Origin of the sequence: Amylibacter sp. IMCC11727 (genome assembly GCF_029854195.1) — a bacterium.
GTDB lineage: Bacteria > Pseudomonadota > Alphaproteobacteria > Rhodobacterales > Rhodobacteraceae > Amylibacter.
This window is the reverse complement of record NZ_CP122960.1, coordinates 1-17,474: the sequence shown is the minus strand read 5'-3', so window position 1 is coordinate 17,474 and position 17,474 is coordinate 1. Positions and strand designations below refer to the sequence as shown.

The 17,474-nt window shown below is 52.9% G+C and carries 21 protein-coding genes and 1 tRNA gene; 5 read left to right on the top strand and 17 right to left on the bottom strand.

Annotation, left to right across the window (positions count from 1 at the left end):
• Positions 1-22 precede the first annotated feature (22 nt).
• From QBD29_RS00110 to QBD29_RS00095, 4 genes are all read left to right on the top strand, one after another.
• Positions 23-361, top strand: a complete 339-nt coding sequence (locus QBD29_RS00110; RefSeq protein WP_280099342.1) for a hypothetical protein — start codon at positions 23-25, stop codon at positions 359-361.
• 3 nt (positions 362-364) lie between these two features.
• Positions 365-619 carry a DUF3303 family protein gene (locus QBD29_RS00105; RefSeq protein WP_280099341.1) on the top strand — a complete coding sequence of 85 codons (255 nt, stop codon included), beginning with the start codon at positions 365-367 and terminating at the stop codon, positions 617-619.
• Between the two features lie 101 nt (positions 620-720).
• Positions 721-1,053, top strand: coding sequence for a hypothetical protein (locus QBD29_RS00100; RefSeq protein WP_072936796.1), 333 nt, complete (start codon positions 721-723; stop codon positions 1,051-1,053).
• A 23-nt stretch (positions 1,054-1,076) separates the two neighbouring features.
• Positions 1,077-1,361, top strand: coding sequence for a hypothetical protein (locus QBD29_RS00095; RefSeq protein WP_089894211.1), 285 nt, complete (start codon positions 1,077-1,079; stop codon positions 1,359-1,361).
• A 293-nt stretch (positions 1,362-1,654) separates the two neighbouring features.
• Here QBD29_RS00095 and QBD29_RS00090 read toward each other — a convergent pair.
• From QBD29_RS00090 to dnaN, 15 genes are all read right to left on the bottom strand, one after another.
• A tRNA-Phe gene (locus tag QBD29_RS00090) sits at positions 1,655-1,729 on the bottom strand.
• Between the two features lie 81 nt (positions 1,730-1,810).
• The gene (gene yacG, locus QBD29_RS00085; protein ID WP_280099340.1) at positions 1,811-1,993 is read right to left on the bottom strand and encodes a DNA gyrase inhibitor YacG; all 183 of its coding nucleotides are present in this window, start codon (positions 1,991-1,993) and stop codon (positions 1,811-1,813) included.
• A complete protein-coding gene (locus tag QBD29_RS00080; protein WP_280099339.1) occupies positions 1,990-3,039 on the bottom strand; it encodes a ribonuclease E/G in 1,050 nt (349 codons plus the stop codon). The genes yacG and QBD29_RS00080 overlap by 4 nt, the downstream gene beginning before the upstream one ends.
• On the bottom strand, positions 3,036-3,596 hold the full coding sequence (locus tag QBD29_RS00075) for a Maf family protein (protein ID WP_280099338.1): 561 nt from the start codon (positions 3,594-3,596) through the stop codon (positions 3,036-3,038). Before QBD29_RS00075 ends, QBD29_RS00080 begins: the two co-directional genes overlap by 4 nt.
• Before the next feature lie 21 nt (positions 3,597-3,617).
• Complete coding sequence (infA, locus tag QBD29_RS00070; RefSeq protein ID WP_280099337.1) at positions 3,618-3,836, bottom strand: translation initiation factor IF-1; 219 nt, start codon at positions 3,834-3,836, stop codon at positions 3,618-3,620.
• A gap of 130 nt (positions 3,837-3,966) precedes the next feature.
• Complete coding sequence (locus tag QBD29_RS00065; RefSeq protein WP_280099336.1) at positions 3,967-4,929, bottom strand: HAMP domain-containing sensor histidine kinase; 963 nt, start codon at positions 4,927-4,929, stop codon at positions 3,967-3,969.
• Positions 4,926-5,594 (bottom strand): response regulator transcription factor, encoded by a 669-nt coding sequence (locus tag QBD29_RS00060; RefSeq protein ID WP_280099335.1) that lies wholly within the window; start codon positions 5,592-5,594, stop codon positions 4,926-4,928. The genes QBD29_RS00065 and QBD29_RS00060 overlap by 4 nt, the downstream gene beginning before the upstream one ends.
• Positions 5,575-7,086 (bottom strand): DUF4173 domain-containing protein, encoded by a 1,512-nt coding sequence (locus tag QBD29_RS00055; RefSeq protein WP_280099334.1) that lies wholly within the window; start codon positions 7,084-7,086, stop codon positions 5,575-5,577. Before QBD29_RS00055 ends, QBD29_RS00060 begins: the two co-directional genes overlap by 20 nt.
• 208 nt (positions 7,087-7,294) lie before the next feature.
• Complete coding sequence (gene gyrB, locus QBD29_RS00050; RefSeq protein ID WP_280099333.1) at positions 7,295-9,712, bottom strand: DNA topoisomerase (ATP-hydrolyzing) subunit B; 2,418 nt, start codon at positions 9,710-9,712, stop codon at positions 7,295-7,297.
• A gap of 145 nt (positions 9,713-9,857) precedes the next feature.
• A complete protein-coding gene (locus QBD29_RS00045; protein WP_280099332.1) occupies positions 9,858-10,310 on the bottom strand; it encodes a DUF302 domain-containing protein in 453 nt (150 codons plus the stop codon).
• 70 nt (positions 10,311-10,380) lie between these two features.
• Entirely contained in the window at positions 10,381-11,004 is a 624-nt protein-coding gene (locus QBD29_RS00040; protein ID WP_280099331.1) for a LysE family translocator, read from the bottom strand.
• Positions 11,001-11,807, bottom strand: a complete 807-nt coding sequence (locus QBD29_RS00035) for a nucleotidyltransferase domain-containing protein (RefSeq protein ID WP_280099330.1) — start codon at positions 11,805-11,807, stop codon at positions 11,001-11,003. The genes QBD29_RS00040 and QBD29_RS00035 overlap by 4 nt, the downstream gene beginning before the upstream one ends.
• Positions 11,807-12,235, bottom strand: coding sequence for a VOC family protein (locus QBD29_RS00030; protein WP_280099329.1), 429 nt, complete (start codon positions 12,233-12,235; stop codon positions 11,807-11,809). Before QBD29_RS00030 ends, QBD29_RS00035 begins: the two co-directional genes overlap by 1 nt.
• 10 nt (positions 12,236-12,245) lie before the next feature.
• Positions 12,246-13,358, bottom strand: coding sequence for a DNA replication/repair protein RecF (recF, locus tag QBD29_RS00025; RefSeq protein WP_280099328.1), 1,113 nt, complete (start codon positions 13,356-13,358; stop codon positions 12,246-12,248).
• A gap of 5 nt (positions 13,359-13,363) precedes the next feature.
• On the bottom strand, positions 13,364-14,482 hold the full coding sequence (dnaN, locus tag QBD29_RS00020) for a DNA polymerase III subunit beta (protein ID WP_280099327.1): 1,119 nt from the start codon (positions 14,480-14,482) through the stop codon (positions 13,364-13,366).
• Positions 14,483-14,728: 246 nt separating this feature from the next.
• Between dnaN and QBD29_RS00015 the strand changes: the two genes are divergently transcribed.
• Positions 14,729-15,415 (top strand): SGNH/GDSL hydrolase family protein, encoded by a 687-nt coding sequence (locus QBD29_RS00015; protein WP_280099326.1) that lies wholly within the window; start codon positions 14,729-14,731, stop codon positions 15,413-15,415.
• Between the two features lie 50 nt (positions 15,416-15,465).
• On the opposite strand, the gene dnaA is transcribed toward QBD29_RS00015, so the two are convergent.
• Complete coding sequence (dnaA, locus tag QBD29_RS00010) at positions 15,466-16,821, bottom strand: chromosomal replication initiator protein DnaA (protein WP_280099325.1); 1,356 nt, start codon at positions 16,819-16,821, stop codon at positions 15,466-15,468.
• Between the two features lie 16 nt (positions 16,822-16,837).
• Positions 16,838-17,275 (bottom strand): rhodanese-like domain-containing protein, encoded by a 438-nt coding sequence (locus tag QBD29_RS00005; protein ID WP_280099324.1) that lies wholly within the window; start codon positions 17,273-17,275, stop codon positions 16,838-16,840.
• Positions 17,276-17,474: the final 199 nt, after the last annotated feature.

Below are 17,474 nucleotides of genomic sequence, written 5' to 3'. Positions count from 1 at the left end.
ACATCCAAAAGGAGAGTAGACAATGCCAATGTTAGCTATGTGCATGCCAATCTTACCGGGCAAATTGGACAAGTGGAAAGCGATGATGGAGCAGGTAAACGCTACACCTGAATTTGCAAACTCACGAGAAGCAGCCGGTGTTCATGAAAGATCATTCTTACAGCAGACACCAGCAGGAGGTTTTCTCATCATTACAATGGAAGGAAATGATCCTGCTGCGAGTTGGGCACAAATAGTGTCTACAATGCCTCCTGAATTTGCTGAATTCGCCGCCGAGGTTCATGGATTAGATGTGAGCGCACCGCCGCCTCCACTTCCTGAGCTTTTTTTCGATAGTCGCGCACAATTAGGTGAGGATTGAAGAATGTTATTTATGGTCAAGCTCACGCATGATTACTCGACGTGCCAAGCGCATCATCCAGAAAAATTCCCGTTATTCAGGGATACATTAGCAAGCGTCGGCGATCACGGGATCAAGGTGCATGGTCACTATTCCAATCGCCTAGAACATACGGCTTTCATGGTACTAGAGGCTGATACCTTTGAGCAACTTGATACTGCTTTCGATCCAATCCTTGAAATGGGGAATTTTGAGGTCACTCCGATTGTGGAAAGGTAGCCTTCGAATGCGCTAACCACTTTAACACTCATGCTGGACCAAGTTTCATCGTGATGCTGACTTCATGCGTGGCGATATCGCAAATAAAAGGGAAATAAAAAATGCCAACAGCCACCGATTTTTTGAATGCTTTCCGTCACGGGTTCCGGGAAAAAGATGCGTCGCAGTTAGACGCTCTCACCACAGATGATTTTGTGTTTACGTCAATAAGCTCAGGAACACACAGGAGCAAAACGGAAGCGTTAGAATGGTTAGTGAGTGGAGATTGTATTTCTATTGATGACTACGTGATCATACAGGACACGGACGATTGTATGGCGGGCACGCACACTGGCTCAGGAGAAGATTGGAAGGTTAACGCGTTTTTCTTTGCAAAAAAAGTGAACGGTAAAGCTAGTGAATGGTACGTGACAGGTGTTTCAGTAAACAAGTAGTGTAAATACAAAGGAGTTGAGGAATGCCAAAAAAACTATCGATTGTTCGTTTCAAACCCAAGCCTGAATGTTTTGATGAATTCTTGCAAAATATCCAAGACTGGCACGCTCAAGCGTTCGCTGATGGTGACCACCGTCTAATGCGGACTAAAGAGGAAGTTGTTGCCATAGTTGTTAGAGACAGCGAAATGCTAGACGAAAATATCAAACGTGGGGTAAATTGGTTAGACAGCCAAAGACCTCTCTTGCAAGAATACAATGATGTAGATCGTCACACGATGCCCATAACAGGCGATCTCGTAGTCTAGCATTAGATCGACTCGTCATATTTTTAGTACTGAAATTGGCCACGTCGGTGTGTGGGGCCTCCTAACACCCACGGTGTTGGTAACTACACCAATCGTGTCCCAAACCACGTCCGCCCAAAACTCTGCCAACACAGTGTCCGCAACACAGCACGAGCCAACACTGTGTTCAACACCGTGATTCAGCGCCTAAAATACTCAGCAACACGGCAAAAAGTGTGTTTAAGGTGTGTTTTTGATTTACACAACTTAAGCGTGTATGTTACTTATGTAAGTCATTGATATTGCTTGATAAATGGTGCCCGGGGGCGGAATCGAACCACCGACACGAGGATTTTCAATCCACTGCTCTACCCCTGAGCTACCCGGGCACGGGTTGAATGGTCAAAGCCATCCTAGGGTCGTGGCGTTTTAGGATAGCACTGGAAGGCTGGCAAGCAGATTCTAACGCCTTAGTGCAATTTTGGTTCATCAGGTATCAAATCGGACGAAACACCGTCCTCTTCATCCGTCGCACCACCGGGAATCGCGTATCCTTCGTTCAGCCATTTGCCTAAATCCACATCCGCACAGCGTTTAGAACAAAACGGGCGATACTTGGCATCTGTTTCTTTTTCACAGATCGGGCAACTCATGATGACAGAACCTCTTGCAGGGGCAAACGTTCCCGTTTGCGTTGCAATTCAAAATGGCCCAAGCCTGTCCACCCCACAAGGGCAGTTTCAATGCCATCGGCCTTAAACCCTGCCCGCAAAACCTGTTCCACTTGTCGCTGGTCTTTGCGCGGCATCGGGGCGAAATCCACCACGATCTGCCCACCCAAACCACGCAACCGCAACTGACGCGGCAGATCTTTTGCGGCGGCAAGGTTCGCCTTTAACCCAGCAGCAAAAGATGTGTCATTGCCAGTGTTTACATCAACAGCAACCAACGCAGACGTGGGTTCAATCGCCATCCACGCACCACCCGTTAGCTTTGCAGCAGGGGACAACAAATCCTCAATGGCATCCTGAAATCCCAACAACTCCAATCCGCCCTGCTCTTGCATCACTTCATCTGGATCAGGATCGACCCATTCGCGCCATGCAATTTGCGCCGCTGGCTCTGCTTCGAACAACAGGTCTGGCGCACCCGCATGTTCCGCAACAACTGCCTCTGCCGCTGTGCGCATCGCAGTGATGTCATCAAAAATCGCGTCTGCCTCGATACCTTCGGACACAGATCGAATAATCAGGCCCAGCGATGGATCAGCCCCATACAACGCTTCATGCGCAATCTCTAACAAGCGATCACGTTCTTCTTCATCACGGATTTTTCGCGCAATATTCAGACCCTTGGCATCTGGCGTTACAATGCAATATCTACTTTTAAACAACAGCTTAGGGGACACAGGTGATGCTTTGTTCCCTTCAGCGTGGGTCGACACTTGCACCAACATGGTTTCCCCTGCAGAAATCCCTTTGGCATGGCGCAGATACCCTGTGTGCCCGCCGCCCAAATCCAGCATGACACCGTTCTGGCCCTTCATCGGTCGCAAAGACTTCGCTCGATAAATCGCACCAGGACGCGGGGCATCCCCCTCTGGATCAATCAGCAAATCCGTTAAACGACCGTTGTCAATCAAGGCCGCACAATCACGCCCTTGGATTTGATCCAAAATAACCAATCGGCCCTTTTTCATCGTATTCCAACCCCTGCCAACATGGCCGCTGTTTCCGCAAGCGGTAATCCCACCACGTTCGAATATGACCCGTTAATGGACGGGATCAGCGCGGCACCACGGCCCTGAATGGCATAGCCACCCGCCTTACCCTGCCATTCGTCGCTATCCAGATACGCGGTCATTTCCGCATCAGAAATCCGTTTGAATCGCACGCGATTCATCACATCTTTTACGATCACTTGGCTGCCTTTGCGCACCGCCACGCCTGTAATAACCTGATGACGTCGACCAGACAAAAGGGACAGAAACTTCTGCGCCTCGGCGCGATCCACAGGTTTTTCCATGATCCGCACACCCACCGCAACGGTGGTATCTGCACACAGTACCACATCAAACGGATCAGGAGTAATCGCGCGGGCCTTCGCCTCAGCCAAACGGCGCACATAGGCGCGCGGCGCTTCATCCTTCAGCGGGGTTTCGTCAATATCCGCTGGGCGCACTTCATCAGGCACAATGCCAATTTGCGCCAACAACTCCAGCCGCCGTGGACTGGCAGAACCCAGAATCAATCCCATGGGATCACTCCCATCGGATCATTATTTATAACGATAGTTAATGCGCCCTTTGGACAAATCGTAAGGTGTCATTTCCACCTGTACTTTGTCCCCGGCTAGCACGCGAATGCGGTTTTTGCGCATCTTGCCAGCAGTATGAGCAATAATTTCATGGCCGTTTTCCAGCTCTACCCGAAACGTCGCGTTCGGCAGAAGCTCGACAACGACACCATCGAATTCGAGAAGTTCTTCTTTAGCCATGTTTTCTCCAGCTTGGGTGGCGCATCCGTTGGCCACCTTTCATGCGCGGTTACATGGCCCCCGCAGCCCAAAATATCAAGAGAAAAGGCAACCTTACCCGCAACACAGCCCGTAAAGATGCGCAAAAGCCCTAATTTGTCGAAAATCTGATCTCAAATCGGGCCCCTGTATCAGAAGGAACCAACGAAATATCCGCGCCATGGGCCTGAAGCAGGCTCGAAACAATATACAGGCCCATGCCTGTTCCACCCGTTTCGCGGCGCGTGGTAAAGAACGCATCAAAAACGCGGCCTTGATTGCCCGCAGAGATACCTTTGCCATTGTCCTGCACAATCAACAGATCCACGCTGGCCCACAACGCGATTTCTGTTGCCCCGTGCGCCGCCGAGTTTTGGATCAAATGCCCGAGCACCAACCGCAATCCATCCCCGGATAGTGGCAATTCAACCGCGCCACCATCCACTTGGAACCCCATATCGGGATGGTCCCGCATCAGCTTTTCATAGATCGCGACCAACTGAACCGTTCCATGGTAATTCGCCTCGCGGGCCATCACCATTTCCCGCAGCGAAGCCAACTGCGATTGCATCTGTTTGCCTGCTTTGCGGATTTTCTCTACCAACTGCCGATCGTCATCGGTTAAATCGGTGCTGTCTTCCAACATTTCTGTGGCCGCCTGAACGGTGGTCACAGGGGTCTTTACCTCGTGGATCACATGGTCGGTGAAATTGCGGACCGTCTGTTCCCGATTCGAAAGCGTGCTGGCCATGCGCATCACCTGCTGCCCCATCGAACGCAGCTCCTTGGTGCCAAAATGCGTCGGTGGCGGCGCATCACGGCCTGCGCCAATGTCTTCGGCATAAGATTGCAGCGCCGTCACAGGACGCAACAACAGGCGCAACAACAACAACCAAATAATGATTGTTATCACGCCAATGCCCGCAGCCAAAACATAGGCCGCCATACGAAATCCGATTTCCGCACCCCAATACCGCAGGATCACCATCCCAATCAGCGATACCAGCAACGTGCTGGCCAACGCTCCACCCAAAACAAACCATAATGATGGGCGCCATTTTTCTGGATTGGTCATAGTGTCATCCTCACGCCCACACCGTGTATCGTTTGAATGGCATCTTGTGCCCCCGCCGTGGCCAGCTTGGCCCGCAAGTTGCGCAGATGACTGTCAAGCGTGCGATCGGACACCGCGCTCGACGCGCCCCAAAGATCGTTGATCAGCGCCACACGAGACACCGCCTTGCCCTGTGCCTGCATCAGTTTGGCCAGCACTTTCATCTCTGTCCCAGTTAAGGACACGTCTTGGCCAGCCACTTTGCAAGTATGGGCCGCCATATTCAGCGTAATCGCCCCATGCGATACCGCCCGCGATGCTCCGCCACCCTGCACCCGTTTCAGGATCGCTCGAATACGCGCCACCAGCTCTCGCGGGCTAAAGGGTTTGGTCACATAGTCATCTGCACCCAGCTCCAGCCCGACAACGCGATCCACTTCATCATCACGCGCCGTCAAAAACAGGATCGGCACATCAGACGTGGCCCGAATTTTTCGACACACCTCAAACCCATCCATCTCTGGCAGACCCACATCCAAAACAATCAGATCGGGGGCCTCACGGTTTGCATGGATCAGCGCAAGCTTCGCATCCGATGCCGTAACCACCGTAAATTCAGCACGGGTCAGGGCAATGGACACCACGTCCCGGATCTGTGGATCATCATCAACGACCAAGATTTTCATGACGGCCCCCTTTTGCACGCGCCTCTTCCACATACCGCGCAACGCGCCATTCCCGAAACCCCCAATCGCGCCAACCATCAATTTCGGGCAAAGGATAGTTCGTAACACAGCCGCCGCGCCGAAGAACGACCATATTTGCCGTTTTGGACGTTCCGACCAATTTGCAAAACGAATAATTTGAAATTCTGTTGAATCTCTCATGCCCCGCATTGTGCCGCGAAATCACCTCGGCAAAATTGATGAAACACCCCATGTACAGCGCCCCAATGCCCAATGCGAAACTGCGCAAAACCAACCAGCCATTGGCCTTTGATCGGATGATCTGAACGGCAATCAACCCCAGCCAGACCACAATCAAAACCATCCAAATGGCCGCCCGTATCCGCAAATAGGTCAAGCCATAGGCATCCACATAAATCCCCAGCCGATACATGGACGAAATTGTCAGCAACCCGTTCAGCCCAAGCCACACAATCATCAATGGCTTCAACCAACGGCCCTCTTCCAGAAACGGACGTGCCGCCAAGGCAAAACACCCCGCCAAAAGCGCCGTCGCCACCAAAGGATAGGCCCCACGGTGCGCATACTGCGCATAGCCAACGCCATAGGGCAGATCGCCGCCAATCGCAAAGGCCCCATCCATGATCAGTTGCACAAACAGAAGCCCGTTAAACACCCACAACGCATTGGAAACGGATTGCGCATGCAGGCCAAACCCAAACACACGCCGTTTCGGCATCGGCCCAATCGGGCGCTGCAATCTTTGCGCTGAAACGGAAAGAAACGGCCAGACCAGAAACGCCATGCCCAGCCAAAACAAAACCCGCGTCACCAGTCGTTTCGCATCCCAATCCACATCAAACAGGTCAGAAAACACCCGCTCCAACACAGGGTTTGCCGCAATCAACAGGCTTAGGATCAAACACCCACCGCCAATGGGAAACGCCCAATTGCGCACAAACCCTTTGAACACACTGTTCACATCCACCGCGCCAACGGGTGACTTAATCCAGTCATCAATGGACTGGACCGCCCCCACTGGCAGATAAAACGCCAGCCTTTTGCACGCATACAGCACACCGTCCAAACTGTGCGACACACCAAACCGCTGCCACGCCACACTCACGATCACGCCAGCCACCAAAAATACGACGGAAAAGAACTGCACATAGTCCACAATGGGCAACAAACCCAAGACCAGCACAACAATCGGCCCCGCCTGAAATTGAAAATTGTCATCTTCCAATGCCGCCGCCGCAAAAATCACGATGGCAAAAACCGCCAGCGAAATACCGATGGCCTGCTGAAAAAACAAAACATCCGCTAGCGCCAAAAGAGCAAACAGCAAAACCAACCGCCGCCGCGTTTGGCTGCCCCATTGATCGCGCAACTGAGGCCGCGATTTCGGCTCTTCAAACTGCGCATCTGCGCTCATCCACCATCCATCAAGCACCAATGCCCGTGGAACGCCTTTGAATACTTTCTCTGACATCTTGCATCTCCGTAACCATGTCTGGTCACGTCATGCAGGACCGTTCTCGCAGGTCTGGCGGAGGAAATGTGCAGGATTTGTGCAGATCAGCAAATGCCTGCGAGTCTTACCAAAACCTTAACCCAGACGCGTCATACACGACGCGTGCTGTAAGACGCGTCTAGGTTAGGGAATTGGTAAGAAATGAGCCGGCAGCGATTAGGAAACCTTAAAAATCCAAATTCTCCACGCTCAGCGCATTCTGTTGGATAAACTCGCGGCGCGGTTCCACCACGTCGCCCATCAGTTTGGTGAACAGATCATCCGCATCGGCCAAATCTTCGACCTTCACCTGCAACAACGTGCGCGCTTCTGGGTCGAGCGTGGTTTCCCACAACTGATCTGGGTTCATTTCGCCCAAACCTTTGTAGCGTTGCAATGACAGACCTTTTTCGCCTTCTTCCATCACAATGTTCAACAGATCGGTCGCACCAAAAATCGGATGCGCGTTGTCACGCCGCGTGAATGTCGCCAGTGAACTGTATGTCTCTTGCAGACTCTCGGTCATCCCCCCGAGCTTGCGAGCCTCGCCAGAGCGCAACGCCTTCCCGTCAATCGTGTGGCTTTCTTCAACACCGCGCAGGATACGCGCAAACCGCAGGCCGTGGTCCTGTGTAATCCGCCCTGTCCAACCCCGTTCGTATTCCAGCGATACTTTGTTCAAACGCTCTGCCACCGCATCAGCAACCCCTTGCGCGTTGTCGTCCACTCGCCCTGGAACCAACGCACCCGCAAGCGCGGCCTGTTCCAAAACATGGCGGTTGTAATGGGTCGGGAACGCATTCAACAGGAACCGCACATTGCGGGCTTCTTCCACAACTCGTGCCAAATCCTGCCCTGCAATCACCGATGTATCCCCAAGCGTCAGTGACGATCCTTCGATCCCTTGCGCAATCAGATAATCTTCCAGTGACGCCTGATCCTTCAAGTACACTTCGGATTTACCACGGGCCACTTTAAACAGCGGCGGCTGCGCGATGTACAAATACCCACCTTCAATCAGTTCGGGCATTTGGCGGAAAAAGAACGTCAACAACAGCGTTCGAATATGCGCACCATCCACATCGGCATCGGTCATAATGACCACCTTGTGATAGCGCAGTTTTTCGATGTTGAACTCGTCGCGCCCGATCCCTGTGCCCAGCGCCGTGATCAGGTTGGTGATCTGTTCGGACGTCAGCATCTTGTCAAACCGCGCCCGTTCGATGTTCAGGATCTTACCACGCAACGGCAGCACCGCCTGATTTTCGCGGCTTCGGCCTTGCTTGGCTGATCCGCCAGCGGAATCACCCTCCACCAAGAAAACTTCAGATTTTGACGGATCCCGTTCCTGACAATCCGCCAGTTTGCCTGGCAACGATGTGCCACCAAACGCCGTCTTGCGCCGCGTTAATTCCCGCGCCTTACGTGCCGCCTCGCGGGCCAGCGCGGCCTCAACGATTTTGGTCACGATGTTTTTCGCTTCAACGGGGTTTTCCTCAAACCACTCCGCCAGTTTTTCGTTCATCAAACCTTCGACCGCAGGGCGCACTTCGGATGACACCAGCTTGTCTTTGGTCTGCGAGCTGAACTTTGGATCAGGCACTTTCACGCTCAACACACAGGTCAGACCTTCGCGCGCGTCATCCCCGCTGAACGACACTTTCTCTTTCTTCACAATGCCAGAGCTTTGCGCATAATTGTTTATGGTCCGCGTCAACGCACCCCGAAAGCCCGCCATATGCGTGCCGCCATCGCGCTGTGGGATGTTGTTGGTGAACGGCAGCACATTTTCATGGTAGCTGTCATTCCACCACATGGCCACTTCGACACCGATGTCATCTTTTTCGCCAACAACATAAATCGGCTCGGACAACAGGCCCTCTTTGCTGCGATCCAGAAACTTCACAAACTCCTTCACGCCACCTTCATACTGCAGCACTGTTTCCAGATGCTCGGCAGGGCGTTCATCGCGCAAAATGATTTTCACGCCAGAATTCAAAAATGCCAATTCGCGCAAGCGGTTTTCCAGCGTTTTGAACGAATAATCGCGGTTCGAAAATGTTTCTGTCGATGCCATGAACCGCACTTCGGTTCCTGTCTCGCCATTGGCATCGCCCACAACTTCCAAATGCCGCGCCGTGTCGCCATGCTCAAACCGCGCGGTGTGTTCTTTGCCATCACGCCAGATGCGCAATTCCAACCAATCAGACAGCGCGTTCACAACCGACACACCCACGCCGTGCAAACCGCCCGATACCTTGTACGAGTTGCTGTCAAATTTCCCGCCGGCGTGCAGCTGGGTCATAATCACCTCTGCCGCAGACACGCCCTCTTCTTCGTGGATACCCACAGGAATCCCACGCCCGTTGTCGCGCACAGAAACGCTCTCGTCCTCGTGGATTGTGACAGAAACAAAGTCCGCATGTTTGGCCAACGCCTCGTCAATACCGTTGTCCACGACCTCATACACCATGTGGTGCAGACCAGACCCATCATCCGTGTCGCCGATATACATCCCAGGTCGTTTACGAACAGCTTCTAAGCCCTTGAGAACTTTAATAGAATCTGCACCGTATTCTTCTGGTGTATTTTGCTCGTCTGACATGCGACTGACCCTCGTTATTTTCCACAATTTATAGAGGTTTTAAGAGTGTTTGTCACAAGATTTTGTAGACAATTCGGTTCCCGCACCAAAACGCGAAAGAGCGCGCCAAAGGCACGCTCTTTACAGGTCGTAACTGTGAAAACGGTTACTCAGAAATCGCCTTTTCAGTCAGCTTATTCAGCGCACCTGTCATCTTTTTGAACACCTCTAAATCGGCGTCCGCACCATGGGCTTTCGCCATATTTGCAGGGTTTTGGTAGGTGACAACAACACTGCCATCTTCTGTTTGATACGCCAAAACCCGCAATGGCAGGTCAAGACCCATGGTCTGTGACGCAAGCATCGCTGGTGTGCCGAGCTTTGGATTTCCAAACATCAACATCTGCGTTGGACGCAGCTCCATATCCACGCTCGCAGCCCCCGCCGCGTGGTCCACACGGGCAAACACCTTGGCACCAGCGCCTTCAACAGCAGCGGCCAATCGGTCAATGGTTTCAGCGACAGAATGCGGGGAATTTTTTGCAATCATGCTTTCAGCTTTCGCGATGCTGGACATAGAAATAACGGCTACTGCGGCGGCAATCAGAGTTCTTTTCATAACGTGTCCTTTCGGGTTGAATGTGCGTCTGTGTACCGCGCCCTTCACGGACTGAAAAATCACAGTTCCGCTAGGTCACTGCAATCAGCAAACCCACGCCGATCAACAGCACACCAGACACCACATTCAGCCGACGGATCGCTTCAGGGGATGCCAAAAACACCCGCATCCGATCCACCATCGCCGCCAGCGCCACATTGCCGAGCAGCGGCACAATCAACGAAATCGAACAGATCGCCGCAATGTCCCAAACCGTAATGGTGCGGAAATCGAAAAAACTCGGCAGCGCCCCCATGTAAAACAAAATCGCCTTGGGATTGGACAGGATCACCAACAGCCCCGCCATAAACCCCGCCCACATACTAGGCCGCGTCAAACGACTGTCAGACTTCCCCATCGCCGCCACAGGTTTACGCAGCAGTTGTACCCCCATGAACACAAACATGATCGCACCAATAATTTTCAGAACGAACATGAAATCGGCGTACACGGACACCAGATAGCTCACCCCAAAAATCGCCACCAGCGGCCACAACACATCCCCCACAACCACACCGAGCGCCAACGGCCAAGCACTGTGAAACCCACCAGAAAGCGCACGCGCAATCAACGCCACCCAAACGGGACCAGGCGTCGCAAACAACAAAAAAATCGCACCCGCATAGAACAGCAGGTCTAGAAAAGACGCGGTCATATTCCTGCCATCCGAACATATTTTCGATTCAAATCACTGGCCACAGCCCAGTGATCTGGTTTGGCCTTGTTTGGCTCGGCTGATTGCAGCCAAGCGCGTGTCAGACTCTCTTCCTCCCGCATCAATTCATCAAGAATAGGCACCGATGCGCCAACTTGTCCGCGTTCACTGATGGCTTTCTTTTGTTCGGTCAATCCATCAAGCGCATCCTGTTGTGCAAAAGACAAATCTGCGCCAGCACATAAATTGGCCATGTCCATTGGCGGCATCGGGGCCGAAGTAATGCGCATCCAACGCAACGCAAGTATCGGGCGGATCATGTAAAAATATCGCTTCAACTGAATCTGCCCATCATCCAATCGCGCCCGTTTTTCCTGCCGCGCATACAATGACAGATAATGCCAAGATACCGATTTCCGATCCAAAACGGTCGCACAAAATTCAGTTAAATCTTTGATGAACTCGGGATGTGCTGCGTAAACAATGGGTGATTGCAGCCACTCCGCCACTACGGCATTTGATCCGAGGGCAAGCGTCAGAGCTTTACCGATATCCCATCCCGAAAAGTCCAACTCATCATCGATGGGTCGTTCCACCACGTCCCGCTTCTTTTCCAAACCCAAATGCCAATCCACGGGTCGCGCGTAAATAAATCGCACATCGTAATCGCTGTCTGGTGAATGAAAGCCCCATGCCCGCGACCCCGATTCAATGGCCAGCAGAATTTTGACTTCGTCTTCGTTGGCGATGTCAGCCAATCGCGCATCAATGATGCGGCGCATGTCTGGGGATACAGCATCCATCACGCTTCCCCTACTAAATACCCATCACCGTCAAACGACCAAAACGGGTTGTGCGCCACTTCCCACATGTGCCCGTCAGGATCGGCAAAGTTGCCCGAATATCCGCCCCAGAACACCTCTTCTGGCTGCGTAATCGCCACGGCCCCCGCATCCAGCGCCGCCTGAAATGCCGCGTCCACCTCGGCTTGTGAGGCATAGTTCGTAGCCAGCGTGATCGCCCCCGTGGCACGTTTTTTGATCGGCATGCCAATATCACTGGTCAATTTTTCCCGCCGATACAGCGATAAAAACAGCCCCCGCAATTTGTAAAACGCGATGTCGTCGTTGCCAACCTCGGCCTCAATCCAGCCAAGCTGTTCGTAAAACGTGCGCGACACGCTCAAATCTGCCACAGCCAGCGTCACCATCGTTACCCGTTGTGCATCCATCACTCTCTCCTCAAACCACGGCCACAGATGACACACCCGCGTGTTCTGTTACATCCAATCGCATGGCACGGTCGCCCAAATCCTCAAACAATTCTGGCCCTGTGCCCGTCATCCACGCCTGCGCGCCCAGCGCGCAAATTTCGTCGTAAAGCGCAGCGCGACGATCCGCGTCCAAATGCGCAGCCACTTCGTCCAGCAGGTAAATCGGTGGCGCACCAAACTCCGCGGCCAACGCCCGCCCATTGGCAAGGATCAGCGACACCAAAAGCGCCTTCTGCTCCCCTGTTGAACATTTCCGCGCCGCCACGCCCTTCGCGGAATACACCGCCTCCAAATCCGCGCGATGTGGTCCCACCAACGTGCGCCCTGCCATCAAATCCCGCGGGCGACTGTCAGCAAACGCCATCGCCAGATCTTCATCACTTGCGGGCATTTCGATTCCCTCTGCATGCACCAACGCACACTCCGCCGCAGGAAACGCCGTGTCGGCCTGTTCCTGCGCTGCCGCCAACATCTCAAGCGCCTCTAGACGGTTTTTATGGATCACCGCCCCTGCTTTGGCCATTTGCGCCTCTACCGCGCTGTACCAGCTTGGGTCACGCACCCCGTCTTTCAGCATCCGATTGCGTTCGCGCATCGCCTTCTCATAGGTCAGCGATGCCTCTGCATGCGACGGATGAAAGCTCATGGCCATCCGATCCAAAAACCGCCGCCGCCCATCGGCCCCTTCAACCCACAAACGATCCATCACAGGAACCAGCCAAACCACCCGCCCAATCCGACCAAGCGCCGCTTGCGAAGCCGTTTTCTCATCAATCAGAACCTTGCGCGAGCCCGTCCCATCAAAAGATGTTTCCACCTCGTGAACTTGGCTCAGACTTTGCAAAACACCCGATACCTTCCAGCCAACGGCCTCTTGGGATCGCACCAATTCATCCACTTTCGCCCCGCGCAAACCACGGCCAGGCGACAGCATCGAAATTGCTTCCAGAATATTGGTTTTGCCTGCCCCATTCGCACCATAAATCGCCACAGGGCGTCCGTCTGTTTCCAGAACGGTCCGCTTGTGGGATCGAAAATGAGAAAGCGTCAGGCTTTGCAGCGCCAGTGACGGAGCCGCCAAATCCGTTACACCCGCATCGGCATCACGACGTAAACAGCGCTTTCGTCGTTGCCTTCGCGCATCAGAGTTGGATCGCCCGAAGAATTGAACATGAACACCGCGTTTTCACGGTCCACTTGGCCTGCAATTTCCAACAGGTATTTCGCGTTAAACCCGATTTCCAGCCGTTCATCCCCGTAAGCAACTGCCAGTTCTTCTTCCGCTGCACCGCTGTCTGGTGCGTTCACGGACAGAACCAAACGATCCTCATCCAGTGCCAATTTAACGGCCCGAGACCGTTCGCTGGACACGGTTGATACCCGATCCACTGCTTTGGCAAATTCCGCCGCGTCCACTTCCAAACGGCGCGTGTTGCCTTGCGGAATAACCCGTGTGTAATCAGGGAAAGACCCGTCAATCACCTTAGATGTCAGCGTGATTTCTGGCGTTGCAAACCGCACCTTGGTTTCAGACACAGACACGGCGATATCCGCATCATCGTCTTCCAATAATTTGCGCAGCTCGCCAACCGTTTTGCGCGGCACAATCACACCTGGCAACCCATCAGCACCCGACGGCAAATCCGCATCAATGCGTGCCAAACGGTGGCCATCTGTCGCCACACAGCGCAGTTTTTGCCCGCCATCCCCATCTGCCGCGTGCATGTAAACACCGTTCAGATAATACCGTGTTTCTTCAGTAGAAATCGCAAACTTTGACTTATCAAACAAACGCCGCAACACCGCAGAGTTCGCACTGAAATTACAATCGTATTCAGACGACGCCATCACAGGGAAATCTTCTTTAGGCAGTGTCGCGAGGCTAAAGTTGGACCGCCCAGCGATCACATCCAAACGCCCAGATGCGCCATCATCCACCAATTCAACCATCGCCCCATCTGGCAGTTTGCGAACGATTTCATGCAACGTGTGTGCGCCAACCGTTGTCGCACCCGCACGCTCTACCATGGCAGGGGTTTTATCCACCACTTCGATATCCAAATCCGTGGCGCGGAAACTGACGGATGATCCTTCCGCTTCGATCAGGACATTGGCCAGAATTGGGATCGTATTGCGCCGCTCCACAACCGATTGAGCCTGCGACATAGCCTTGAGCAATGCGCTGCGTTCGATACTGACTTTCATGTCCCGCTCCTTGGGTTGCCTATGGTGCTGCGTGGGCCGCAGACTCTACGCCAAATGGCCTCGAATACAAGTTCTGTTTCACAAAGCATGGGAGGGGCGCGAGGGTCAAGCCAAAGCGGTCTTCAGTGCTATAAATCCACACAAATTGGTGGAATTTTAGAAATGCGTAATTTTCTTTGATGTCGTCACAAATTTTTCACTAATACAGATGAAACTTAAATTCACTTAACCAATTTCGGGTTTCTTATGTTCAAACGTCTTCATGCCACGCTTTTCATTGCTATGGTTGCTTTTACCAGCACGCCAATCGCGGCGCAGGATAAACAGCCGCGCATCTTGGCCATTGGCGATTCTATGTTGGCAGCACACCGCATTTCAGGGCGCGCCGTGTCCAATTACGTGGAACGGGCCAAAGGCATGCAGGTGAAAGACAACTCCGTTCTGGGCGCACGGATTATTTATAACCTTCCCATCACGGGCAGCTTAGGGCTCAACATCGGCAAACAATACCGCAAAGGTGATTGGGATTGGGTCATCATGAACGGTGGCGGCAATGATCTTTGGTTGGGCTGTGGCTGTTCACGCTGTGATCGCAAACTCAACAAACTCGCCGCGAAAAACGGCAATGGCGCAGGCGCTATCCCGAAACTGATTAAAAAGATCCGCAAAACGGGGGCAAAGGTGATTTATGTGGGCTATCTTCGCAGCCCCGGGGCCGGATCACCCATCGAACACTGCCGCAATGAAGGGGATGAATTGGAACGCCGCATGAAGGCCTTTGCCAAAACCGATTCTGGCGTGTTCCATGTCTCCGTTCGCGATCTTGTACCGCACGGAGACCGCAGCTTTCACGGCGCGGACATGATCCACCCATCCATCAAAGGCAGCCGTGAAATCGGCAAACGCATCGCGCGCGTGATCAAGACAAAATAAAACAGGCGCATCGTTTCCGATACGCCTGCTAAATCAATCCTGCGGCCGCTTTACGCTTCCAGCATACGGCGCAGCAATTCCACATCTTCTGCGATCTGATTATCGACAGAGCGTAACTCTTCGATCTTTTTCACCGCATGGATCACCGTTGTGTGGTCCCGCCCGCCAAACCGACGACCGATTTCAGGCAATGATTTGGACGTCAGAGTCTTGGCCAAGAACATCCCAACCTGACGGGGTCTTGCCACCGCCCGTGCCCGTTTCGGCGATAGGATATCTGTCATGCGAATGTTATAATGATCCGCCACTTTGCGAATGATCTCATCCACCGTAACTTTGCGATCCGATGCCCGCAAAATGTCTGCCAGACATTCCTGCGCCACATCCAACGTTACTTCACGCCCCACAAGCGATGCAAAAGCATACAGCCGCGTCAGCGCCCCTTCCAGAACCCGCACATTGGTGGAAATCCGATGTGCAAGGAACTCCATCACCCCATCCGCGATCTTCACTTCGGGATAATGGGCGGCTTGCATCTCCGCCTTTGTTTGCAAAATCCCAAGACGCAATTCGTAATCCGTCGGGTGCAGGTCCACGACCAACCCCCACTGAAGGCGTGACTTGATCCGCTCTTCCAAGCCGTCAATTTCACCGGGCGCACGGTCCGCAGAAATCACGATCTGTTTGTTCTGATCCACCAGCGCATTGAACGTGTGGAAAAACTCGTCTTGCGTGCTGTCCTTGCCCGCAATGAATTGCACATCATCCACCATCAACAAGTCAACGGATCGGAACAATTCCTTAAAGCTCATAGTGTCCTTAAACCGCAACGCCTGCACGAAACGGTACATGAACTGTTCCGCAGACAGATAAAGAACCCGCGCATCTGGATTACGGCGCTTCGCATCCCATGCAATCGCGTGCATCAAATGGGTTTTCCCCAAACCAACGCCACCATACAGGAACAACGGGTTAAACGTAACAGGGCCACCTTCAGACACACGTCGGGCCGCCGCATGCGCCAGCTCGTTTGGCTTGCCCACAACGAAATTATCGAACGTGAACCGCTTGTCCAGCGGCGCGCCTGGCAAATCAGCAGACCCAGTGCTCTGAACTTTCTGCACAGGCTGCACAGGTTTCTTATCCGCCGCAGGGGCCGCTTTGGCCAAACCCGACGAAAATTCAACACGCGCAACAGCCGCTCCAAACTCTGCAAACAGCGTTTGGATTTTATCGGAATAATTGCGTGAAACCCAATTGCCCAAGAATCCTGTCGGCGCATGGAATCGCGCGACAGAGCCTTCAAGGCCTTCGAATTTTAGTGGCTCAATCCAGTTCTTAAATGCGTCCGCGCCCAAGTCCTTGCGCAGCCGATCTTGAACAGATCCCCAAACTTCAATTGTCATACTGTCCCCAAAATCTTTAAGACTGCCGCCAAGGCAATCCACTATTTTTCCAGCCGTTTACATTTCCTCTGTGGCGGGATTGGTCCAAGTCACCTTCGAACCCACCGATGATGTTTACGCATTCAACGCTTTGGCCATTTGCAGCAAAGGCCTCCGCCACCAAATGCGCCGCTGACAAAGAGCGGACACCAGATCGACACATAAAAAATATTTTGGACGGAGCAGCCCCATCCAATTGGCGTGTTAAATCATCCAGAAAGGATGTGTTTTGTTGCATTCCAGGCAAAGTGGCCCACTGGTTCAAAAGTGGCTCTTTGCCCAACTCGGTCAGGTCTGGCAGACCAACGAACGACCATTCGGCCTGTGTCCGCACATCCACCATCACCGCATCTGGGGTCTCTTTCAGAGCATCCCAAGTTTCCTGTGGTCCAACTTCCGAAACTTGGTTGATCATCTTTCAGGGCGCTCCAGCACGACGGGTTTTAATTATTGATTCTTATCTCAGCGATGAATCACTGAACTGTGATACCAACAGTTTCCCGCACACAACAACGACTCTTATCTGTTGACTCGCAAATTAGTTTGCGAATCTGCACATATCTAACATTTTGATTTTATTGGGTAATTTTGTCACACACACGAAAAAACCGTCA